Origin of the sequence: Citricoccus parietis (genome assembly GCF_042433045.1) — a bacterium.
GTDB classification, from domain to species: Bacteria; Actinomycetota; Actinomycetes; order Actinomycetales; family Micrococcaceae; genus Citricoccus; species Citricoccus parietis.
The window spans coordinates 53,484-75,365 of sequence record NZ_JBHLWH010000011.1 but is presented as its reverse complement, the minus strand read 5'-3'; the positions used below and the strand labels follow the sequence as shown (position 1 = coordinate 75,365).

Sequence of the window (21,882 nt, the reverse complement as noted above, 5' to 3'; positions counted from 1 at the left end):
CTATCGGCTCCCCGTGCTGGTGGAGCGGTGGCGGGTGTTGCGCGGTGACTCCGCGGCGGCCCTGAGGCTCGAGGTCACCCGGCGGTGCTCCTCCTCGGTCATGGAGTGGAACACCGGCAGGATCAGCGTGTTGTCGGTGAGCCTCTCGGTCATGGGCAGGGGGCTGACCCGGCCCGAGTGCCCGGCGTAGGCGCCCTGGCGGTGGGCCGCCATGATCCCCCGTCGGGCGGAGATCCCATCCGCCGCCAGCCACTCGAGCAGTTCCTCGCGGTTGAGCGGGAAGTCGGGCAGGACCTCGATCCAGAAGGACTGGAAATTGGAGGTGCCGTACTCCGGGTCCGTGACGTAACGCAGCCCGGCCAGCGTGGACAGCACGGCCCGGTAGTCCTCTGCCAGGGCACGGCGCCGGCGGACCATCTCCGGGAGCTTGCCCAGCTGGACCAGGCCCATGGCCGCCTGCAGGTCCGTCATCCGGAAGTTGAACCCCACTTCGGGGTAGCCCTCCTGGACGGGCAGCACGGACGTGTGCCGCTCGGCCGCGGACACGTCCATGGAGTGCTCCCGCAGTCGCCGGGCGCGGGCGGCCCACTCGGGGTTGTCCGTGGTGAGCATGCCGCCCTCCCCGGTGGTGAGCAGCTTGCGCGGGTGGAAGGACCAGGCGGTCACATCGGCCCCCACCCCCACGGGGTATCCGCGGTAGGTGGAGCCCGCGCCGCAGGCGGCGTCCTCGACCAGGGCCAGGGAATGCCGGTCGCACAGGGTCCGGATCGGGTCCAGGTCCACGGGGACGCCGCCCTGGTCCACGGCGATCACGGCCGTGGTCCGGGGGGTCAGCACGGCGTCCAGGGTCTCGGCGGTCACGTTGCCGGTCAGCAGGTCCACGTCCGCGAACACCGGACGGGCTCCCACATAGGTCACCGCGTTGGCCGTGGCGATGAAGGAGAAGGAGGGGACGATGACATCGTCGCCGGGCTGCACCCCCGCCACGAGCAGGGCCAGGTGCAGGGCGGTGGTGCAGGAGGAGGTGGCCACACCGTGGGACACCCCGTGGGCCGTGCTGAAGGCCCGTTCGAACTCGACGGTCCGGGGCCCCTGGGCGACCCAGCCCGAGGCGATGACCCGGGAGACGGCTTCGGTCTCCTCCGGGCCCAGCCAGGGCTTCATCACATCAATCCGGTTGCTCACGTCGGCACCGACTCCCCAGACCAGTTGGTTGCTGAGACTTGATCCAGCAGTTCGTCCGGACTCTTGCCGCAGGTGCGGAACCACTCGACCAGATCGCTGATGCCAGCCGAGAAGTCCTGGGTGGGGCGCCACCCGGTCAACTCGGTCATTCGTCGGTTGTCCACGATGAGCCGGCGGACATCACCTGGGCGATCCGGCAGCACCTCGGGCACGAGGTCGGAGCGTCCCACGGCCTCCGAGATGAGGTCGCACAGGGTTCGCATACTGACCTCCCGCCCCGTGCCGAGATTCACGGTCTCGCCCACCGCCCCTCCGCACTCGGCCAAGGCCATCAGACCAGCGGCTGTATCGAGTACATGCATGAAATCCCGGGTCTGCTCCCCGTTGCCGAACAGCACCGGAGCTGTTCCTCCCAGGAGCCGGACGATCGTGCGTGGGATGATCTCGCCACTGTCACCCTCGTGGTGGCTCCGCGGTCCATAGGTGTTGAAGGGGCGGGCCACAATGGTCGGTACGCCGTATGTCCGGTACATGGCCCGGGAATTCGCCTCACCGGCGAGCTTGCCTGCCCCGTACACCGTTTCCGGCCAGGTCGGATGGCGCTCATCCATGGGCGCGTACTGGGCTGTGCCGAAAACCTCGCTGCTGCTGACGTGAACGAGGAGTCGAACCCCGGCGTCGCGGGCAGCCAAGCCGACGGTCAGGGACCCCTCGGCATTGACTGCATGGTTCTCCTCAGGGGAATGGAGACTGTGCCGAACGCCCAGGCAGGCAAGGTGGAAGATGACGTCGGCACCAGTACAGACGGCGTCCATCGCCTCTCTGTCCCGGACATCGGCGACCTTCAGCGCGAATCTGTCGTCGCCATGCCAGTGCTGCACGTTGCCCTCTGACCCGTTGGCGAGATTGTCAACCACCGTGACGGCGGCCGGAGTCCGGTCTCTCAGGAGCGCATCCACGAGGTGGCTTCCGATGAAGCCGGCTCCGCCGGTGACGACAATCCGGGCACCGTCAAGGATGCTCGTGTCAGTGGATTGGACAGTTTTCACAGTGCAGACTCCATCGTTGTGTTCTTGGCGGCATCAGAGGAGATGCCCCCGCCCAGCAGGGCCTTCGCCCCGCCGGCGGCCAGGGAGGCGCTGGCGGCCTCCAGTACGGCGAGCACCCGCAGCGCGGAACTGCCGTCGGTGGGCGCCGGCTGGTCCTTGCGGATGGCTTCGGCGAAGGAGGTGACCATCAGGCCCAGGGGCTCAAACTCGGACAGCGCCGGGGACCAGGTGTCCCCCAGGCGGTAGGAGATGGCCGCGCCCTTGCGGGAGGCCGCGTCCCCGAACACCTGCTCCTGGCGGCCCAGGTCCACGCCCCGGTCGAAGACGCTCAGCCGCTGCTGCGGGTTCAGATCGTCCCAGACCAGGGTCTTCTTGCTGCCGCCGATCACCATCTGCCGGATCTTGGTCGGGGACAGCCAGTTGACGTGGACGTGGGCCAGCGCGCCGTTGGCTAGCGGCAGGGACAGGTAGCCCACGCAGGACTTCCCGGAGCGCAGCGGGTCAGCCCCCTGGGCCGAGACGGACACCGGTTCCAGGCCGCCCGGGAGGATGAAGTCCAGGATGGAGAGGTCATGCGGGGCCAGGTCCCAGAAGACGTCCACGTCCGGCTGGACCAGGCCCAGGTTGATGCGGACCGAGTCCACGTAGAGGATCTCACCCAGCTCGCCGGAGGCGATGAGCTCACGGATCTTGAGCACGGCCGGGGTGTAGCAGTAGGTGTGGTCGGCCATCAGGACGGTTCCGGCGGCACGGGCGGCCTCCACCATCTCGCGGCCACGCTCGGTGGTGTCCGCCAGGGGCTTCTCCACCACCACGTGTTTGCCGGCCGCGATCGCCTGCATGGCGATGCCAAAGTGGGTGCGGGCCGGCGTCGCGATGGCCACGGCGTCCACCTCGTGCTCGGCGAGCAGCTCGTCCACGGAGGTGACCACGGCCGGCTCGCCGGTCTTCCGGGCCAGCTCCTCGGCCCGCTCGCGGTCCATGTCACAGATGGCGACCAGCTCCCAGTCGGAGCTCATGGCGAAGTTCCGGGCCAGGTTGGGGCCCCAGTAGCCGGCGCCGATGACGGCGACGCGGAGGGCGGGGTTGACGGTGGAATCGGCGGCGATACTCATCAGTACGCTCCTTCGGGTTGGATCATGACCTTGAAGGTGCGCCACATGATCTGCAGATCGCCCGTGACGGACCAGTTCTCGACGTAGTAGAGATCGAGGCGGACGCTTTCGTCCCACCCCAGGTTGGAGCGGCCGTTGATCTGCCACAGACCGGTGAGTCCGGGCTTGATGAACAGCCGGCGGCCCTCGTGGCCGGCATACGCAGCCACCTCGTCCGGCAGCGGGGGCCGGGGGCCGACGAGGGACATGTCCCCCTTGAGCACATTCCAGAACTGCGGCAGCTCGTCCAGCGAATGGTGCCGGAGCCGGGTGCCGATGCGGGTGACCCGGGGGTCGTCCTTCAGCTTGAACAGCGGCCCCGCGCCCTCATTGGTGAGGGCGAGCGCGGCTTTCTGCTTCTCGGCGTCCGCCCTCATGGTGCGGAACTTGTACATCCGGAACGGCGTCCCACGGCGCCCGGTGCGCGTCTGGGCGAAGAGCACCCCTCCGGGAGAGTCCCGGTGGATCATCAACGCCAGGGCCCCGAAGAGGGGCAGCATCAGCAGCAGCGCCACGGCGGAGACGGCGATGTCCATGGTGCGCTTGACCAGGTGGCGTCCGCCGTCGAAGGTGGGCTGCTCCACGTGCATCAGCGGCAGTCCCTCCACGGGGCGGACGCTGATCCGCGGGCCGGCCACGTTGGTCAGCGAGGACACCAGGATCAGCTCGGCCCGGGATGCCTCCAGGGACCAGCCGAGATCACGGAGGGCCTGGTTCCCGCCGGTCAGCGCCCCGGCCACGATCACGGCGTCGGCGTGCAGGCGTGCCACGGCGGAGGTGACGTGGTGGGCGCCGAGGAAACTGGGGGCGTGACCGGAGGCGAGGGAGGTCTTCTCCTCGTCCTCAGACGTGGCCTCCCCGTCCAGGACCACCCCGACCACCCGGTAGGCGCCACCGGACTTCCGCTCGATCTGGCGCAGCACGTACTGCACGTCGGCCGGTTGGCCGACCACCACGACGTCGGACAGCGCGCAGCCGTGGATGCGCTGCCGGTGCAGCCACACACGCCAGAGCCACCGCCCCGCCAGCAGTCCGGCCAGCCCGGCCGGGAAGGCGATGAGCAGGAAGTACCTGCCGCCTGTTCCGCCCACCAGCAGGGCCAGGATCGCGTAGAGGCCGGCGGTCGCCGCGGTGGCATCGAGGACCCGCTTGTACTCGGTCGCCCCCACGGCCATGCTCCGTGCCGAGCGTGTCCGGAACAGTTGCAGCATGCCCACCCACAGCAGGGCCACGACGCCGGCCACCACCACGGCGGGCCGGTCCGGGTCCGTGAAGGCCAGTGCGGAGACTTGACCGCCCACAGCCGTGGCCAGGACGACCAGGACCACGTCGGTCACGAGCACGCTGCGCCGGTAGCGGTCCCGCCAGTAGGTGGACGGGACGGTGCCGGTCAGTTGGAGCGCGGCCGGCCCGTCCACGGTGCCGCCAGGGGCCGCGATGCTGTGTCTGCCGGCGGGCCCGATTCCCCAGAGGGTGCGGAAGGGGCGGATGGCGCGAACGGCGATCCGCAGGGACGAGCGTCGAGACCCGGGTGCCATGCCGGCGGCGGGGTGGTGCGGGGCGATCAAGCGTTCGGTGGCGTGGGACATGATCACATCCCAGGCCCATGCCGGCGCGCGGCGGCAACGGAGTACTGCATCGGATCTCCCACCGGGGGTTGGTGCGGGAGCCACCCATGAGCGTGGCGACGGACGGTGACCGTTCAGGCGGGCCGGGGATGGCCTGCCGTTCGGACACCTTGAGCGTAGGTTCGGGAGCCCCTGCCCCACACCCGTAGCGGCCTACTCGATTCGCTTCCGTGGACCGCGTGCGGTACACCCGCCCGCTCCCTACGAGTACCCGGCCCCCACGTGGAATGACGCCGGCCACACTGGTCCGGCCGCCCATGAGAGAGGCACCCGCCCCTCAGGTGGGGGCAGGTGCCTCAGGTGGTCCGGAATCCGGACGCGCTCGTGCTGCGATTCAGAACTGGAGGTCCCGCAGCTCGGATCGGTCGGCGATGCCCAGCTTGGTGAACACCCGGTACAGGTGTCCTTCCACGGTCCGTTGGGAGACGAAGAGCTTCTCTGCCACGGCGGCGTTGCTCAGTCCCTGGGCGGCCAGGTCCACGATCTCCTGTTCGCGTGCGGTCAGCTCGCCCAGAGCCAGGGCCCCGGCGATGTACGGCGGGAAGTCGAGCCCGGACCGGACCTGCAGGTGCTTGAGCCGCCGCAGTGCCTCCCCCCGGCGGCGCAGGTCGCCGGCCCGGTGGTGGAGCAGGATCAGCCGGGACCAGCAGAGCGCCGCCGGCAGGAGCGCCCCTGAGGCAGCCGTCTCCTCGGCGGCCTCCGCCAGTCCCCGCGGGTCCCGCGCCAGGGACGGGTCCAGTGCCCGGGCGATGGCCGTTGAACGCGGCCCCTGCGTGACCGTGGCGATGCCGTGCAGTTCCTCAAGCAGGGCCTCGTCCAGGTCCACGGGGTCCCGCAGCAGGATGAGGCTGAACAGGACCTCCCGCCGGATGACAGGGTCCTGCTTCAGCCGAGGGTCATCGAGGATCCGGCGCCACAGCGGTGGTCCCTCGTCCGCGGCATCCGGATTGCGGTCCTCGGCGATGCTGAACACGGCCAGGGACATCAGCCAGCGGCTCTCCGGGCCGCAGGGCGTTCCCGCGGCACGCTCCTCGGCGGTGGGACTGGGCAGGCCCACGGTGACGGCGGCCCGCTGCGGTGCCAGCAGGGCCTCGGCGAGCGGGAGCATCTGGACGGGATCGTGGTGCCGCAGCTCAACAACGGCGTCCTCCAGCCACGCGGAGGCCTGCACCGGCGCCCCGTCGCCCGTCTCGACCAGGTGTTGCAGGATCAGGACGGTGCCGGACCGCTCATGCCACTGGCGTGGTAACAGGCCCAGCTGGCCCTGCAGGACAGCCCTGGCCCGGTCCGTGTATCCGGCGGCGGTGTAGGCGAGCACTAGGTACACCAGCGCGTCCAGCCCGAACCGGGCGGAGAAGACGGGGACGGTGGCCGCCAGCTCGAAGGCCCGCTCCGCGGCCGGGATGGCCGCATCCGGTTGTCCGGCCATGGCGTGGGCATCAGCCTGCATGAGCAGCATGATGGCCCGGGTGAAGTCCGTGGTCTGCGGGTCGTCCACCAGGAGCTGGGCCTGCTCCAGCAGTTCGGGCCGGTGCAGGTGGACGGCGTCATGGACCAGCATGTCCACCAGCGTGGCCAGGGACGGCGGGGTGACGGTGTGCTGCGGCAACCGCTCCCGGAGCTCGGCCATCAAAGCGGGCAGGGCGGCCCAGGGGTTGGCCGCATCCCCGGTCCGCACCCGGTTCAGGGCCATCAGGCTGAGAGCCTCCAACCTGAGGTTCAGATCCGTGGTCCGGACCGTCAGTTCCTCAAGCTCCGTGCTGGCCGCCCAGGTCCGTCCGCCCACGAGCATGAGCTCGGACACGAGCAGGGCCGCCCGTGGATCCTGTGACTCGGACAGGAGGGGGGCCATGGCGCGGGCGGTGGGCCAGTCCTTGGCCATCAGGGCGCGGTAGCCGGCGTCCATGATCTCACTGAGCGGCACGGGCTGTCCGCATTCCAGCGCCCAGAGGACGCTGCGGGCGGTCCGGTGCTCTGCTGCATTGCCGCCCGCCGCATGCCACCTCTTGTACAACTCGTAACTGCGCCCCGGCGGGATGCGGGTCCGCAGCACCTCGGCATGGATGGCCGCGGCCGGGCCCACTGTGTCCGAGGACTTCCCCTCGCGGAGGAAGCCGGCGTCGAGCAGGTCATGGACGTGCTCCCCTGCCACCGTCCGCAGGAGGGACCGCGGAGCCCACCCGGCCAGGGCCACCAGATCGAGTGTCTCGCGTTCGCCCGGCAGCAGGGAATCGTGCATGGCCTCCACCGTGTCGATGAGCCGTCCGTCCGGATCCGGTGCGGCCCGCAGCAGCATCCACGGTGCCGACCTCCCCGGGAGCGCCGCCCCCTTCGGAGTCCGCACGAGGATCCCCTGGTCATGGGCGGAGGCCAGGTAGGCGTTGATCAGCCGGGGGTTGCCACCGGTCATCCCGTGGATGGTCCGCACGGCGGCCTCGGTCAACGGCCCGTCAAGCACCCCCGTGCACTGCCGCCGGACCTGGTTCAGATCAGCGGGTTCCAGGTGTATGGTGCTCAGCACCCCGGTGTCCGCCAGGGCCGCGATGCCTGATTCGCGGCTCAGCGAGCCGGTCCCGATCGTCAGCAGAGTGGCGGCCCGGTTCTGCACGAGCTGCGCCAGCACGAAGGCACTGGCAGCGTCGAGGTGCTGGACGTCCACCACCACGATCACGGGGTCCTGTCCGAACTGCTGCAGGGCGCGCAGCACCTCCACGGGGGTGGTCAGCTCGGGCAGATCGGCGAGCAGCGGTGTCAGGGCGCCGTACGGCACCTCGCGCAGGTTGGGACTGCATTGGACGGTCTGCACGTCCGCCGTGCGTCCGCTGATCTCCAGTGCGGTCTGGACGAGGGAGGACTTGCCCATACCGGGTCCGCCGAGGATCACGGCACCGGCGAAGCGGTCGCCCTGCAGGATGTCCACCAGGATCTCGACCTCCGGCGTCCTGCGCGGCAGGGTCCGCGGAGGGACCCGCCGCCCCGGGGCCGCTGCCGTCATGATGCGTTCCGCTGCGGGGCGTGCGCCGCAGCCAGGCGGGTCAGTTCGGCCCTGCCCTTGAGCTGGAGCTTGGCGTAGATCTGGTACAGGTGTCCTTCCACCGTCCGGATGGAGATACCGCTGATCCGGGCGATCATGGCATTGCTCTTGCCTGCCACCACAAGCCGCGAGATCTCCTTCTCCCGGCGGGTCAGCTCAACCATCCAGTCCGGCTCTCCCGCCGGGTCCTCGGTCTCCGCGCCGCCCCTGCGCCCTGCGGCGGCCGCCGTCTCAGCCAGTCGCCGCATCTGGGCCTGCGGCAGGTCCTTCAGCAAAGGCGAGTTGATTCGTTCGAAGTGCGCCGCGTATCCCGCTCCCGCCAGCTGTTCCAGGGCCCGGTACAGCAGGTCCTGATCGTCCTCGAGCACCGAGCGGGCCATCAGCAGACTGGGTCCGGAGGTCAGCGTCTGGGTGCTGGCAGCCGTCTCGGCGAGCCGCGGTGCCAGCCGGGTCTCGCCGAACTGGAAGGCGCTGGCCACCGCGTAGAACTCCACGGCGTAGAGCCCGTCCGTGGCGGCCCGGTCCGCGAGTGCCAGGATCCTCGCTGTCCGCGCCCGGTTGGAGTGGATCTCGCCCGTGGACCAGGCCAGGAACAGTTCGGCCAACCAACCGAGCCGTCCCAGGGATGAGGCCGCCGCTGCTCGAGGATGGCCCTCCGCCCGGGCGTCCAGCAGTCGCGAGGCGTCCACTCCGGACGGGTCGTTCCGGTCCGTGGCGCAATAGGCCTGGATGGCCAGCGCCAACTGGAGGTCCTGGGGTCGGCCGGCCACCTCCAGTTGGGCTGCCGCGTGTGAGGCCCCCAGTGCGGCTCGATCACGGAGACCGGTCATGGCGTCCAGGGCGGCGATGACGAGGTCGGCATACAACACCGCATGGGGGTTTCCATGCCTGCCGGCCAGGATGGCCTCGGCCAGTTCCCGGCATCGCTGGGTCTGGCCGCAGGTCAGCAGCACGGTCAGCATGGAGTCCGCCACCACTGCCCGCTCGTAGGGGCTGAGCACGTCATTGATGATCCCGAGGGTCCGGAATCCGGCGAGTTCCCGGTCCACCGAGACCACCAGGTCGAGGGCACCGGCCTGGTCGTCTGCCATGGCCAGCGCTTCGGCACGCACGGACCTGGCGCGGAAGTGGACGGCCTCGCCCGTGAAGAACGCCCCGCCGGCGTCGAGCAGCTCCGGACAGTGGTCGGCGGAGATCGTCTCCAAACGAGACAAGGCCTCGCGGAGGTCCCCGCGGGCAACGGACAGTGCCGCGGCCTGGACACCGAGCACGGCGGAGGACTGTTCCGGGGATCGGCGGATCACGGCTTCGGCGCCGTCCAGGTCTCCCACCACGGCCCGTGCCTGTGACTCTGCCCAGGCCAGGTGGATCCTGCCCGTCGCCAGGGAGGCCCGCGGGCGGCTCTCCGAGGCTCGGTCGACTTCGGAGAAGAGCGAGATGGCACCCTCGGCGTCGCCGATGGCCACCAGGTCCTGGGCCGCTCGGATCACGCTGAGGTATCCGGGGTCGAGGGCCTCGAGCGTACTGGCCAGTTCGCGGTGACGGTCCGGCTCGATGGCCGCCAGGATCTCGGCCGCCTGGACGGAGGTGACCAGGGCCAGCCGACCGCTGTGGTCGTTCCTGATCTCGAGCACCCCGTCCTCCTCGAGGTCGTCCAGTTCGGCGGCGAAGCCCGTGTGGATGAGGTCAGCGACGCGCATGGGCCCGCAGATCGCGAGCATCTCCAGCAGAGCTCGGTGGCGCACCGGCAGGTCACGCAGCACCGCGGTCGAGGCCCCTCCCGAGGTGGAGCGGGGCAGCGCTCCCGGGGCGAGGACCCAACTGGAGTCGATCCGCCGCAGCTTCCCGGAGACCACGCAGTCCCGGGCCAGCTGCCGCAACCGGTGGACGGATCCCGAGCTGTGCTGCCACAGCACGGTCGAGGCGAAGCGGGACACGGTTCCCCCGAGCACCTCTTCGAGCAGACCGTGACTCGCCGTGGGGGTCAGCGGCCAGACTGTGATCCCGGTCAGGGTCCCCAAGCGACGCAGGGCCGCCAGGTCGACGGGAACCTCCGTCGGCCGGTCGCAGTGCACGACCAGGGTGATGCGGTTGATCTGGGACAGCTGTGCCAGGACGGTGATGGTGTCCGGGTCGATCTGATCCGCCTGGGACACGATCACGATGGCCGGCTGACCTCCGGGCGATCCCAGATAGTCCGCCAGGGCGCGGACCATGCCGTGGATGTGCGCCGGGGGAGCCTCGTTCAATCCCGAGAGCAGGATGGCCAGGGCTCCGTACGGGGTGGTCGCCGCGAAAGGGCTGCCATGGAGCCGGAAGACCGAGCGGTCCGGGCTGACCCCTGAAAGCGCTGATTCGATGGTCTCGCGGCGATCACCGAGTTCGCCGGTCACGATCGCCCCGCCGGCCCCGTGGCCGGTGAGGATGCTACCGAGAGCCCGGGTCGCCTCGTCTGGGGATTCCATCCAACGTCCGTCTGCTCCCGGGTCGAGCCAGGAGAGGTCGAGCGGTGCCAGGTCGGGGATGGCCACGGCAACGGACACCGACCGTCCGGTGAGGTGGATTCCCGGTGTGGGGCCGGGACGTCGGGGCTGGTCCTGCTCGACCGAAGGGGGTTCGGTGACGAGCCGTTTGGGCGCGATGGACGGGGACGGGATGGGAGACGGCTGCATGCTGTGAGCTTCCGGTTCAGTACTGACCATCCGGAGGGGGATCCGGACGGACCGCCGGGTGAACGGCGGTCAAGGGGCGGGGATGCCTCTAGCCACCACATACTATGGAGCGCCGGTGTGGAGTGGAAGGTTCGTCCACGGGAATGCGGCCTGCCGGGGCGAATTCAACCCTCAGACTTAACCCTTGACATCGGGCCAGGACGATGCATCAGCCAGTTTTCCCTGACGCCTCTCCCGACAGCTCTCCGACAGAGAGGCAGGCGTCCGCGCCGTGGGCGGCACGGCGACGCGTGGTTCCGCCCATAGGATTCGAACCTATACTGCACAGCTCCAAAGGCTGGCGTGCTGCCGTTACACCAGGGCGGACCGGCCAGCGATGACCCATCGCGGGGACCAGCAACTTATTCTTCCACAGTGTCCGGCCCCGTGCAGACTCGGCGGGCAGGCAGGTGTCAGCCGGCAGCTGGCCCGAGCCGCCAGGACGGAGGAGCCGGTCTAGCCCTCGGCGATCTCACCGGCCTCGAGCCAGGCCATCTCGGCCTCGTCCTTGCGCTGGTGCAGGTCCTGCAGTTGGGCGTTGGCCTCGGCCAGGGCACCGAAGTCGCCGGCTGCGGACAGGGTAGCCATCCGCTCGTGCAGCGCAGCCTCCTCCCGGGTCATCCGGGCCAGCTGCTTCTCCAGCTTGGCGGCCTCCTTGCGGGCGGCCCGCTTCTCGGCCTCGCTGACGCCGTCCTGCCCGGCGGCTCCCTCACCGGCCTTCCCGACGCCGGCCCCAGGACCGCCAGCGCCTGTACCGCCCGTGCCCGTGCCGGTCCCACCGAAACCGGTCCCGCCGGCCTCCTGGGCCGCGCGCAGCTGCAGGTACTGCTCCACGCCCCCGGGCAGGTCACGGATCTGCCCGTCACCGAGCAGGGCCAGCTGGTGGTCGGTGACGCGTTCGAGCAGGTAGCGGTCGTGGGACACCACCACCAGGGTGCCGGGCCAGCCGTCCAGCATGTCCTCCACCGCGGCCAGGGTGTCCGTGTCCAGGTCGTTGGTCGGTTCGTCCAGCATGAGCACGTTCGGGGAGCCGACCATCAGGCGCAGCAGCTGCAGCCGGCGGCGCTCGCCGCCGGAGAGGTCCGCCACCGGCGTCCATTGGCGGGAGGTGCCGAAGCCGAGCTGCTCCAGCAGCTGGCCCGGGGACAGGTCCTTGCCGCCCACCTGGAAGGAGTTGCCCTCCTGGGCCATGACCTCGGCCACGCGCAGGTGCCGCACCTCGTCGAGTTCCGTGACGTCCTGGGTGAGGATGGCCGTCTGCACGGTCTTGCCGCGGCGGATCCGGCCGGAGTCCGGGGTGAGCTGGCCGTCGAGCAGGCGCATGAGCGTGGACTTGCCGGCGCCGTTGACGCCCACGATCCCCACCCGCTCGCCGGGGGCCAGCCGCAGCGTGACGTCGTCGAACAACGTGCGGCTCCCGCCGCCGTCGGGCACCGGGACGGAATAGGTGACGTCCTCCAGGTCCAGGACGTCCTTGCCCAACCGGGCGGTGGCCATCTTGGAGAGGGAGACGGAGTCCCGGGGCTCCGGGACGTCCGCGATGACGGCGTTGGCGGCCTCGATGCGGAACTTGGGCTTGGAGGTGCGGGCCGGGGCGCCGCGGCGCAGCCAGGCCAGCTCCTTCTTCACCAGTTGCTGGCGCTTGCCCTCGATCACGGCGGCGGCACGGTCCCGCTCGGCGCGGGCCAGCATCCAGGCGGCGTAGCCCCCGTCGAAGGGCTCCACCGTGGCGTCATGGACCTCCCACGTGCGGGTGCAGACCTCGTCGAGGAACCAGCGGTCGTGGGTGACCACGAGCAGGCCGCCGTCCGTGGCGCGCCAGCGGGTCTTGAGGTGTTCGGCCAGCCAGGCCACGCCCTCCACGTCCAGGTGGTTGGTGGGCTCGTCCAGGAAGATCAGGTCGTCGCTGCCGGCGAGCAGGCGGGCCAGGGCGGTGCGACGGCGCTGGCCGCCGGAGAGGGTGCCGACGGTGCGGCCCCAGTCCAGTCCGCCGAGCAGCCCGCCCATGACGTCGCGGATCTTGGGGTCCGAGGCCCATTCATGGGCCTCCGCGTCCCCGACCACCGCCCGCTGGACGGTGTCCTCCGGGTCCAGGTCGTCCCGCTGGTCCAGGACCCCCAGGGTGGTGCCGCCGCGGCGGGTGACCCGGCCGTCGTCGGGATCCTGTTGGCCGGCGAGGATGCGCATCAGGGTGGACTTGCCGTCCCCGTTGCGGCCGACGAGGCCGATCCGGTCCCCCTCGTCCACGCCGATCGAGACGGAGTCGAGGACGGTACGCGTGCCAAAGGAGATGCCGATGTTCTCGGCGCCGAGCAGATGAGCCATTTACAGCACTCTAGCCCCGTGGACCGGCCCGTGGACGGCCACGGCGGCCACCCCGGTGCGGTCCTCGATGCGGGCGGCCAGCTGGAAGCTCTCCTCCGCGCTGCGGGCCAGGAACATCACGGTCGGCCCCGAGCCGGAGACCTGGCCGGCCAGGGCCCCCTCCTCGAGCCCGACGTCCAGCATCTCGGAGAGCTCGGGCACCAGGGTGGCGGCGGGGACCTGCAGGTCGTTGGCCAGCAGCAGGGCCAGCTCCTCGGCGTCACCGGAGGTCAGCGCCTGGACGAGGTGGGGGTCCACCTCGGGGTCCACCTCGGGCATCGGCAGCCCGCCCTCCTCGCGCAGCTGGTCCAGCAGACCGTAGACCTGCGGGGTGGAGAGTCCGGTGGTGGCGGGCACCAGGACCAGGTGCACCGGGTGGCGGGCCAGCAGGGGCGTGAGCTCGTCGCCCACCCCGAGCCCGACGGCGGCCCCGCCCATCACGGCGAAGGGCACGTCCGCGCCCAACGGCGCGGCGATCTCGGCCAGGGCCTGCCGGGACAGGCCGGCGTCCCACAGGGCGGCGCAGGCCAGCAGTGCGGCGGCGGCGTCCGCGGATCCGCCGCCCATGCCCCCGGCCACCGGGACCTGCTTGGTGATCTCCAGGTGCACGCCGTGGGTCTGCGGATCCCGGCCCAGGTGCTCCCGCAGGCGCAGCGCGGCCCGGGCGGCCAGGTTCGAGGAGTCCACGGGGATGGCGTCCGGATCCACGAACGCACTGGACTGCTCGGAGAGGGTCACCGTGATCTCGCCGTCCTGGCGCGGGGTGGCCGTCACCTCCTCCAGCATCGAGACCGCGAGGTAGACGCTTGCCACCGGGTGATAGCCGTCCGCGCGCGGGGTGCCCACGCGCAGGGAGAGGTTGACCTTGCCGGGGGCCTGCGCCGTCGCGTGGCTGAAGAGCCGGGTGGTCGAGGGGGCAGGAAGGCTCACAGGCCGGCTCCTTCAGTGGGGGTCTCGGCGGCGCCGTCCACCCGGTGGGCGGCGATGCGGGCGAAGTCCTCGATGCCGAGCACCTCACCGCGGGCACGGGGGTCGACTCCGGCGGCCCGCAGGGTGGCCTCGGCCGCGGTGGGCGAGCCGGCCCAGCCGGACAGGGCGGCCCGCAGGGTCTTGCGGCGCTGGGCGAAGGCGGCGTCCACCACGGCGAAGACCTCCTGGCGGCTGGCCGTGGTCTCGGGCGGCTGGCGCCGGGTGAAGGCCACGAGCCCGGACTGGATCTTGGGGGCCGGCCAGAACACGTTCTTGCCGATGGTGCCGGCCTTGCGGACGGAGGCGTACCAGGCGGCCTTGGCGGAGGGCACCCCGTACGTCTTGGACCCCGGTCCGGCGGCGAGCCGGTCCGCGACCTCCTCCTGCACCATGACCAGTCCGTGCTCCAACGAGGGCAACTCGGCCAGCAGGTGCAGCAGCACGGGCACGGCCACGTTGTAGGGCAGGTTGGCCACCAGCGCCGTGGGTGGGCCGGACGCCGCTGCGGGCCGGGCGGCCTCGAGCTCCGCGGCGGAGACGTGCATGGCGTCGGCCAGCACCAAGGCCAGGCGTTGGCCGGCCCCAGGCCGGAACTCCTCGGCGGTGCGGGCCAGCCGGCCGGCGGGAACCGGGTCGATCTCCACGGCGGTGACGGCCTCGGCGGCGTCCAGCAGCCCGAGGGTCAGCGATCCCAGGCCGGGGCCGACCTCGAGGGCGTGCTCGCCGGTACCCGTGCCGGAGACGGCCGTGATCCGCCGGATGGTGTTGGGGTCGATCACGAAGTTCTGCCCCAGGGTCTTGGTGGGCCGCAGGTCCAGTTCCGAGGCCAGGCGCCGGATGTCGGCGGCGGAAAGCAGGGGGGCGTCGGGTGCGGTCACGCATTCCATCCTACGTGGGGAAGAGACGCCAAGGGCCCGCCATGGCGGGCCCTTGGGGATAACGGCGTCCGGCGGACGCCGGTGCAGCGGTGCGCTTCAGTCGCTCAGCGCAGGCCGAGCTGGGCGGAGCAGTGCGGCCAGTGGCCCCAGCCGCCGTTGGCCCGCAGCTTCTCGGCGGTGGCGATCTGCTCGGCCGGCGTGGCCTGATGCGGCAGCGCCGCATACTGGGTGCCGCCGGCACCGGCCCACGAGGAGGCCGAGAACTGCAGGCCGCCGTAGTAGCCGTTGCCGGTGTTGATGGACCAGTTGCCGCCGGACTCGCACTCGGCCAGGGACTGCCACACGCCGGACGTCGGGGCGCTGGCCTGCGAGGCGGACGAGGTGCCGGACGACTCAGATGAATCGGCGGAGTCCGACGATGAGCTGGCGGCGGAGCGGGTCGGCTCCGGTTCCTTGGTCCCGACGGCGATGCGGCGCTCGGCCGGTTCGCGCACGGTCTCGGTGGACGTTGCCTCGCGGTCGGTCTCCTCGCCATCCACGGTGGTGATGGTCCAGGTGGTGGCCTTCTCGCCGGGGGTGCCGGCGGCCAGGACGGAGGTCTTGCCCTCGGCCAGGTTCTCGTCCTCGACCTCGACGGTCTCGAACGGCACCTCCTCGGAGGTGGTCTCGGTACTGGTGCCCACCCGCTGGACGGTCACGTCCACGTCCTGGGTGATCTCGGTGTCCAGGGCGGGCGAGACCTGGTCGTCCTCATCGAAGGACACCTCGTTCTCCCACAGCGCCTGTTCGATGGTGGCGGCGTTGGTGGCGAAGGTCGTGGTCTCCCCGCCGGCGGTCACGGTGACCACCTTCGGCAGGTCCACGGTCACCTGGGATGCGCGCTCCAGCTGGAGGACGGATTCGCCGAGGCCTTCGCCCGGCGCCGTCCCGTCCTGACCGGCGGCCCCGGCGGAGACTTGGCTGGCGGTCTGCTCCGAGGCGGTGACCTCGGCGCCGCGCTGGGTGGCCACGAAGGCCACCAGTCCGCCGACCACCAGGGCCAGGGCTGCTACTTGGGCGATCACCTTGGCCAGGCGGCCCTTCATCACTCGTGCCATGTACGTCCAGACGTTGTCATCTCCGGTCACGGGGCTTCAGGGCCGATGGCACAGGCACACTGAACGGCCCGATCCGGCCAATTGAGGGACAACAATAACGGCAAGATAACGAAGATCTCAAACTGATCACGATGGCGTGCGTGTCCGGGACCCTTCGGGCGCGACCACGGGGAGTCGAAAGCGCTGGTCAGAAGTCCCCGTAGACGCGCCTCGTGTTGTTCGCCACAGCCGCCGCCAGCACGTCCGTCTCCAGCCCGCGGGTCTCGGCCATGCCGCGCAGTGTCAGCGGCACCAGGTAGGGCGCATTGGGGCGGCCCCGCCAGGGATGCGGCGTCAGGAAGGGGGCGTCGGTCTCCACCAGGAGCAGGTCCTCGCGGGCCTCGGCCAGCGCCGCGCGCAGGCCGTCATTGGCCTTGAAGGTCACCGGACCGGCGAAGGACATGTACCAGCCCTGCTCGTTGCAGATCCGGGCAAGGTCCGCATCACCGGAGAAGCAGTGGAACACCACCCGGTCGGGGCGCTGCGGGGTGTCCAGGAGGATCCGGACCACGTCGTCATGGGCGTCCCGATCGTGGATCTGCACGGCCTTCCCAAGGCGGTGCGCCAGGTCCAGGTGCCAGCGGAATGCCTCCTGCTGGTCTTCCACCCCCTCGGGGCCCGTGCGGTAGTAGTCGAGGCCGGTCTCCCCCACGGCGCGCACCCGGGGATGGGCCGCGAGCGTCTCGATCTCGGCCAGCGCGGCGTCCAGGTGGCCACGGGAAGCCAGCCGGGCGGCGTCGTTGGGGTGGATGGCCACGGCCCCCAGCAGCCGGGGCTCGGCCTCGATGGCCTCGATGGTAAACCGCGCCGACTCCACGTCACAGCCCACCTGGATGGCCCCGGCGACCCCGACGGCGGCCGCGGCGTCCATCGCCTGGTGCACGTCCACGGAGACCAGGCCGTCGCGGAAGTCCAGGTGGGTGTGGTTGTCCACCACGGGCACCCCCAGCGGCTCGGGGGCCGGCGGGTACTCCAGCCGGCGCTGGCGCTTGGACTTCTCCTCGGTCGGTTCACGACGACGGCCGGCTCCCGAGACCTTCGTCTCGCCCGCACCGGTGGCGTGGTCGCCGGGCAGGCCGGAGGCCTCGTCGGCGGCCGGGGCCGGCCGGTAGGCCTCGGGGACGGTGCTCTCGGCTTCGGCGGACGGTGTGGGTGTTTCGGAGGCCATGTCCTCCATGCTGGCACATCGGGAGATTCAGCCCTGCGTGATCAGCCTTGTGTGAGGGGGCATGGGCTCCCCGCCGGAGACATCTTCCACTAGACCTCTTCCCCGTTTCTCGAACCGCCACCAGACGCCTGAACCGGACCATTGTGGCGGGTGTTGTCGTGTCCGTTAGCGGATCCTCCTCCGGTCACTTCTCGCCGGTTGGCCGCGTAGCTAGCGAGGTGCTCGTCCGCGACGGTGGGGATTCAGGGTCATTGGAAGGGAATCACGCGGCGCGTCCCCTCTACAGGTCCCTCGGTTTCGCGGCCTCCGGCGATCGCGTATCCGTCCACGTCGGGCAGACGACCTGGACTAGCCTTGAACTGGAGCTCATCCTTGCCACTCCAAGGCAGAATTCCGGCCAAGTAACCGAGAAGGGCGGGATTTAAACCCGGTTCTGCGCCTCTCATGCGGAGGGGCGTACCCGCCCCAGTATTGATTCAAGCCTGGCGGATGGCTCGGGTGGTGGCGAAGTACCAGACGAGTCCGAACAGTGCCAAGGTGCCCACGGAGTAGGGCCACATCTGCGGAGCCAGGTAGAACAGCAGGATCGATTGGGCGAGAAGGAACAACAGGGCGAATCGACCGGTGGGGGCCAAACCGATTTGGGAGATTGACTCTTCCCGCTCGTCGGCAGGTTCGAAGGCCATGATGCGTTCGATGTCCTTGGAGTCTCGCCACCGGGCCATGCGCGCCCCGCCCCACCAGAAGAAGGCCACCACCAGCGGCCCGAGGATCTGGAACCATCGTTCCCCCTGGAGCATTCGAATTATCGCGGAGGCGGCGACGATGGCAATGATGGCCCAGTTCATTCCGGACACGGACCATTTCCCGCGATCGGCAGGCAGGTTGTCTTGGTCGCGGAGGTCAGCATCAGTACTCGGTCGGTTTCGGGTCATCGTGGAAGATCTCCTCGATCGGTTGGGCGAAGAATCGAGCCAGGGCGAAGGCCAGGGGCAGGGATGGGTCGTAGCGATCGTTCTCGATCGCGTTGATCGTCTGGCGCGAGACGCCGAGGGCAGCGGCCAACTGGGCCTGGGAAACCTCCCGATCGGTCCGTAGCACCCTGAGCTGGTTGCGCATATGGAAAGTATCTTTGACACTCTCGATTCATGTCAAACACGCTTGTCATGGCGAGCCGATCTCGTCATCGCGGGCATACCCACTTGGACATTCACTGCCGACCCTCAAGCAGTGTCCGTAAGACCGGTCCCATGGTCTGTCCGGTCAGCGCGGGGGCTATCTGACGAACTCCCACGCCGTGGTTGCGCTGCAGTGATGGATACCCACGCCCGAGAGAACGACGAATCTGGCCCTCTGGCACGGTGAGACCGCACTGGACATCAGTCCGCTGGATGAGGTGGATGCGAGGATATCCGCCCCGTTCACTACCATGGACAGTTGCACCCGTCACCGGCGAAAGGCCCCTGAAGAGAATGACCGATCAGCAAGCCACGGTGCTCTTCGTGTGCACGGGCAACATCTGCCGCTCCGCCTACGGCCACCACATGCTGGCCCAGCGGCTGGAGCAGGAGACGCCCGGCCGCTACCGGGTCATCTCGGCGGGCACCCAGGTCAATCCCCGCCTGACGGTCCCGCGGCAGATCCACGGGCTTCCGGGCGCCGCCGGCCTGCTGACGCTGGGCACCCACTCCCCCACAGCGCTCAATCCGCGGACGGTGCAGCGGGCGGACCTCATCCTCGCGGCCACCGAGGACCACATCGCCCGGGTCCTGCGGGACACTCCGGGCGCGCTGAACCGGACCTTCACCATGACCGAGTTCGGTGCGGCCGCCGAGGCCCTGCAGAACGGGACCTTGCCGGTCTGGGGCGGGCCGTCGTCGGGCACTGGATCTTCTGAGAACCTGCCCGAGCGGGTCCGGTCCCTGGCACGGCACCTGGCCCGGCACCGCGCGGTGGTCCGCGGCTCGCTGGAGTCGATCGACCTACCGGATCCCTATGGCCGGGAGGATGCCGCCTACCCGGCCATGGCCGAGGTGCTGGAGCCGGCGGTCGGGCACATGGCTCAGCTGCTGGCGGACCTCGCCCGCTGATTCAGCGCGTCGGCGCGGGGTGGAACTTCTGCTGGGCCTGCTCCAGGGACGCGGTGGCCAGTTCGACCACGGCGTCGGCGGCACGGTCCAGGTGGAGGGGCAGCAGCTCGCGTTCGGCGGCACTGAAGGGCCGCAGGACGAAGTCGGCGGCGGGCTGACGTCCCGGCGGCCGGCCGACGCCGACGCGGACGCGGAGGTAGTCCTTGGTGCCGAGCACCTGGGAGATGGACTTCAGCCCGTTGTGGCCGCCCTCGCTGCCGCCGATCTTCAGCTTCAGCGCGTCGAAGGGGATGTCGAGCTCGTCATGCACCACGATGATGTTCGCCGGGGTCACGGAGTAGAACCGCGCCAGGGCGCCTACGGGACGCCCTGACACGTTCATGTAGCTGGCCGGCTTGGCCAGCAGGAGCTTGGGCCCGCCGGGTGCCGGGTGGGCGGTCCCGACGGCGGCGCCCGCCTTTTGCGCGGTCAGGCGCGTCCCGAAACGGTCGGCCAGTTCGTCGATGACCATCTGGCCGACGTTGTGCCGGGTACGGGCGTAGTCGGGCCCGGGGTTGCCGAGCCCGACCACCAGCCAGGTGGAGGCACCTGAGGCTGACGGGGAGGCCGGAGCACCGGCCCCCCGCGCCGTATCCTGCGTTGTCACGAGAGGAATCAGCCCTCGGTGGGCTCAGCGGCCGCGGTCTCGGCGCCTTCACCCTCGGTGTCGCCCAGGTCCTGCACGGTGAGCTCGGAGATGGTGGCGATGACGTAGTCGTCGGCCAACTCCAGGGTGGAGCCGGCGGGCAGCTGGACATCGGCACCGAAGACGTGCTCGCCCGCGGTGCGGCCCTCGATGTTGATGGTGACGCTCTCCGGCAGCTGCGTGGCATCGGCCAGCACCGGTACGGAGGCCTCCTCGAGGTTGAAGGTGGTGCCCGGGGCGGCTTCACCCTCGACGTGCACCCACACGTCCACGACGACCTTCTCGCCGCGCTGAACGACGATGAGGTCCAGGTGGTCGATGGTCTGCTTGATGAAGTTGCGCTGGATGGCCTTCGGCAGCACCAGGTGCTCCTGGCCGTCGCGGACCACGGTCAGCAGGGCGTTGGGGTTACGGACGGCCAGGGAGGTCTGCTGGGCCGGCATCAGCAGGTGCACGGGGTCGCCGCCGTGGCCGTAGACCACCGCGGGGATCAGCCCGTCGCGGCGGGCCTGGCGGGATGCGCCCTTGCCGAAGTCCTCGCGCAGGGTGACCTGGATCTTGGTGTTGTCGCTCATGGTGTTCCTCCTGTACTTCTTCATCCGCGGCCACGGTGGTGGCGGCGGGCCTTCCAGGCAGGAAAACAGCCGTGCAGTACGGCAGCCTCGTCGATCACGGAGCTGAAAGCTCCCTCGCCTGGGCAACGCCGACCATCCTACCAGTAGGCTGGGTTCCCGAGGGACCCGCACCAGCGCAGGAGGATCCGTGGACGTGTCAACCGCCAGGCAGGAGCACGAGGACGGAGCCGGCCAACGGCACGAGGACGGGCCCGGGGGCAGCACGCAGCAGGACGACTCCTGGGCCGCGGGCGGTGAGCGGCTGACGGCCGCCGCGGCGGCGATGCTGAACGCCATGGACTCCGTGGTGGACGGCCAGCACCAGGCGGTCCGCACCGCCCTGCTGGTCCTGCTGGCCGGCGGGCACCTGCTCGTGGAGGACGTCCCGGGCGTGGGCAAGACCCTGCTGGCCCGGGCCCTGGCCCGGACCGTGGGCGGGAAGGTCAACCGCATCCAGTTCACCCCGGACCTGCTGCCCGGGGACGTCACCGGCGTCTCGGTGTTCAACCAGGACCGTCACACCTTCGAGTTCCGCCCGGGAGCGGTGTTCGCCAACATCGTCATCGGGGACGAGATCAACCGCGCCTCGGCCAAGACCCAGTCCGCCCTACTCGAGTGCATGGAGGAGCACCAGGTCACCGTGGACGGGACCACCCACCGGCTCGAGGAGCCGTTCATGGTGGTGGCCACCCAGAATCCGGTGGAGTCCGAGGGCACCTATCCCCTGCCGGAGGCCCAGCGGGACCGGTTCATGGCCCGCATCACCATGGGCTATCCGGACCCGGAGGCCGAGTTGCAGATGCTCCGCACCCACCAGGGGCCGTTGCCCTCCTCCGCCCCCGTGAACCGCTTGGCTCCCGTGACCACCACGCAGGAGGTCCTGCAGATGATCGAGGCGGTGTCCCGCGTGCACGTCTCCGAGGCCGTCGCCCGGTACGTGATCGACCTGGGCCGTGCCAGCCGCGAGCATCCGGACGTCCTCGTCGGCGCGAGCCCCCGGTCCCTGCTGCAGCTGCTGCGGGCGGCCAAGGCCGAGGCCGCGATCAGCGGCCGGTCCTTCACCACGCCCCAGGACGTGGCCGGCGTCGTGCCCGTGGTGTTCCCGCACCGGTTGATGCTCCGGCGCCGCTCCACGCAGGAGGCCGCCCAGGCCGACGCGACCACGCAGCGGATCCTGCACTCGGTTCCGGTGCCGGCCGGCCCGTGATGTCCTGAGC

The 21,882-nt window shown here is 70.3% G+C and carries 17 protein-coding genes and 1 tRNA gene; 2 read left to right on the top strand and 16 right to left on the bottom strand.

Annotation, left to right across the window (positions count from 1 at the left end; genetic code table 11):
• The 14 genes from ACFFIO_RS03615 to ACFFIO_RS03550 form a co-directional block, all read right to left on the bottom strand.
• Positions 1-1,164 (bottom strand): DegT/DnrJ/EryC1/StrS family aminotransferase, encoded by a 1,164-nt coding sequence (locus tag ACFFIO_RS03615; RefSeq protein ID WP_378040307.1) that lies wholly within the window; start codon positions 1,162-1,164, stop codon positions 1-3.
• A gap of 17 nt (positions 1,165-1,181) precedes the next feature.
• The gene (locus ACFFIO_RS03610) at positions 1,182-2,234 is read right to left on the bottom strand and encodes a dTDP-glucose 4,6-dehydratase (RefSeq protein ID WP_378040231.1); all 1,053 of its coding nucleotides are present in this window, start codon (positions 2,232-2,234) and stop codon (positions 1,182-1,184) included.
• Complete coding sequence (locus ACFFIO_RS03605; RefSeq protein WP_378040230.1) at positions 2,231-3,349, bottom strand: Gfo/Idh/MocA family protein; 1,119 nt, start codon at positions 3,347-3,349, stop codon at positions 2,231-2,233. Before ACFFIO_RS03605 ends, ACFFIO_RS03610 begins: the two co-directional genes overlap by 4 nt.
• Entirely contained in the window at positions 3,349-4,977 is a 1,629-nt protein-coding gene (locus ACFFIO_RS03600; protein WP_378040229.1) for a sugar transferase, read from the bottom strand. Before ACFFIO_RS03600 ends, ACFFIO_RS03605 begins: the two co-directional genes overlap by 1 nt.
• 373 nt (positions 4,978-5,350) lie before the next feature.
• Positions 5,351-8,011: a helix-turn-helix transcriptional regulator gene (locus ACFFIO_RS03595; protein ID WP_378040228.1), complete on the bottom strand. Its 2,661-nt coding sequence runs from the start codon at positions 8,009-8,011 to the stop codon at positions 5,351-5,353.
• On the bottom strand, positions 8,008-10,722 hold the full coding sequence (locus ACFFIO_RS03590) for a helix-turn-helix transcriptional regulator (protein WP_378040227.1): 2,715 nt from the start codon (positions 10,720-10,722) through the stop codon (positions 8,008-8,010). The genes ACFFIO_RS03595 and ACFFIO_RS03590 overlap by 4 nt, the downstream gene beginning before the upstream one ends.
• A 291-nt stretch (positions 10,723-11,013) precedes the next feature.
• Positions 11,014-11,088, bottom strand: a tRNA-Gln gene (locus ACFFIO_RS03585).
• A gap of 129 nt (positions 11,089-11,217) precedes the next feature.
• The gene (locus ACFFIO_RS03580; RefSeq protein WP_378040226.1) at positions 11,218-13,086 is read right to left on the bottom strand and encodes an ABC-F family ATP-binding cassette domain-containing protein; all 1,869 of its coding nucleotides are present in this window, start codon (positions 13,084-13,086) and stop codon (positions 11,218-11,220) included.
• On the bottom strand, positions 13,087-14,055 hold the full coding sequence (locus tag ACFFIO_RS03575) for a 4-(cytidine 5'-diphospho)-2-C-methyl-D-erythritol kinase (protein ID WP_378040225.1): 969 nt from the start codon (positions 14,053-14,055) through the stop codon (positions 13,087-13,089).
• Positions 14,052-14,981, bottom strand: a complete 930-nt coding sequence (gene rsmA, locus ACFFIO_RS03570; protein WP_378040224.1) for a 16S rRNA (adenine(1518)-N(6)/adenine(1519)-N(6))-dimethyltransferase RsmA — start codon at positions 14,979-14,981, stop codon at positions 14,052-14,054. Before rsmA ends, ACFFIO_RS03575 begins: the two co-directional genes overlap by 4 nt.
• A gap of 95 nt (positions 14,982-15,076) precedes the next feature.
• Positions 15,077-16,069 (bottom strand): resuscitation-promoting factor, encoded by a 993-nt coding sequence (locus tag ACFFIO_RS03565; RefSeq protein WP_378040223.1) that lies wholly within the window; start codon positions 16,067-16,069, stop codon positions 15,077-15,079.
• Between the two features lie 187 nt (positions 16,070-16,256).
• The gene (locus ACFFIO_RS03560) at positions 16,257-17,276 is read right to left on the bottom strand and encodes a TatD family hydrolase (RefSeq protein ID WP_378040222.1); all 1,020 of its coding nucleotides are present in this window, start codon (positions 17,274-17,276) and stop codon (positions 16,257-16,259) included.
• Positions 17,277-17,752: 476 nt separating this feature from the next.
• On the bottom strand, positions 17,753-18,133 hold the full coding sequence (locus ACFFIO_RS03555; RefSeq protein ID WP_378040221.1) for a hypothetical protein: 381 nt from the start codon (positions 18,131-18,133) through the stop codon (positions 17,753-17,755).
• 52 nt (positions 18,134-18,185) lie between these two features.
• A complete protein-coding gene (locus tag ACFFIO_RS03550; protein ID WP_378040220.1) occupies positions 18,186-18,395 on the bottom strand; it encodes a helix-turn-helix transcriptional regulator in 210 nt (69 codons plus the stop codon).
• 353 nt (positions 18,396-18,748) lie between these two features.
• Between ACFFIO_RS03550 and ACFFIO_RS03545 the strand changes: the two genes are divergently transcribed.
• Positions 18,749-19,366 (top strand): arsenate reductase/protein-tyrosine-phosphatase family protein, encoded by a 618-nt coding sequence (locus ACFFIO_RS03545; protein WP_378040219.1) that lies wholly within the window; start codon positions 18,749-18,751, stop codon positions 19,364-19,366.
• A 1-nt stretch (position 19,367) separates the two neighbouring features.
• Here the strand turns inward: ACFFIO_RS03545 and pth are convergent, their stop codons facing one another.
• Both pth and ACFFIO_RS03535 read right to left on the bottom strand, forming a co-directional pair.
• Complete coding sequence (pth, locus tag ACFFIO_RS03540; protein WP_378040306.1) at positions 19,368-19,940, bottom strand: aminoacyl-tRNA hydrolase; 573 nt, start codon at positions 19,938-19,940, stop codon at positions 19,368-19,370.
• 80 nt (positions 19,941-20,020) lie between these two features.
• Positions 20,021-20,626: a 50S ribosomal protein L25/general stress protein Ctc gene (locus tag ACFFIO_RS03535; RefSeq protein WP_378040218.1), complete on the bottom strand. Its 606-nt coding sequence runs from the start codon at positions 20,624-20,626 to the stop codon at positions 20,021-20,023.
• 301 nt (positions 20,627-20,927) lie between these two features.
• On the opposite strand from ACFFIO_RS03535, the gene ACFFIO_RS03530 reads away from it, so the two are divergent.
• Positions 20,928-21,872, top strand: coding sequence for an AAA family ATPase (locus tag ACFFIO_RS03530; RefSeq protein ID WP_378040305.1), 945 nt, complete (start codon positions 20,928-20,930; stop codon positions 21,870-21,872).
• Positions 21,873-21,882: the final 10 nt, after the last annotated feature.

Bases quoted from the DNA above. Each gene is read 5' to 3' on its own strand.
- ACFFIO_RS03615 (WP_378040307.1), bottom strand. From the start codon at position 1,164: ATGAAGCCCTGGCTGGGCCCGGAGGAGACCGAAGCCGTCTCCCGGGTC.
- ACFFIO_RS03550 (WP_378040220.1), bottom strand. From the start codon at position 18,395: ATGCGCAACCAGCTCAGGGTGCTACGGACCGATCGGGAGGTTTCCCAG.
- ACFFIO_RS03605 (WP_378040230.1), bottom strand. From the start codon at position 3,349: ATGAGTATCGCCGCCGATTCCACCGTCAACCCCGCCCTCCGCGTCGCC.
- ACFFIO_RS03535 (WP_378040218.1), bottom strand. From the start codon at position 20,626: ATGAGCGACAACACCAAGATCCAGGTCACCCTGCGCGAGGACTTCGGC.
- ACFFIO_RS03595 (WP_378040228.1), bottom strand. From the start codon at position 8,011: ATGACGGCAGCGGCCCCGGGGCGGCGGGTCCCTCCGCGGACCCTGCCG.
- ACFFIO_RS03565 (WP_378040223.1), bottom strand. From the start codon at position 16,069: ATGGCACGAGTGATGAAGGGCCGCCTGGCCAAGGTGATCGCCCAAGTA.
- ACFFIO_RS03545 (WP_378040219.1), top strand. From the start codon at position 18,749: ATGACCGATCAGCAAGCCACGGTGCTCTTCGTGTGCACGGGCAACATC.
- ACFFIO_RS03600 (WP_378040229.1), bottom strand. From the start codon at position 4,977: ATGTCCCACGCCACCGAACGCTTGATCGCCCCGCACCACCCCGCCGCC.
- ACFFIO_RS03560 (WP_378040222.1), bottom strand. From the start codon at position 17,276: ATGGCCTCCGAAACACCCACACCGTCCGCCGAAGCCGAGAGCACCGTC.
- ACFFIO_RS03580 (WP_378040226.1), bottom strand. From the start codon at position 13,086: ATGGCTCATCTGCTCGGCGCCGAGAACATCGGCATCTCCTTTGGCACG.
- rsmA (WP_378040224.1), bottom strand. From the start codon at position 14,981: ATGGAATGCGTGACCGCACCCGACGCCCCCCTGCTTTCCGCCGCCGAC.
- ACFFIO_RS03590 (WP_378040227.1), bottom strand. From the start codon at position 10,722: ATGCAGCCGTCTCCCATCCCGTCCCCGTCCATCGCGCCCAAACGGCTC.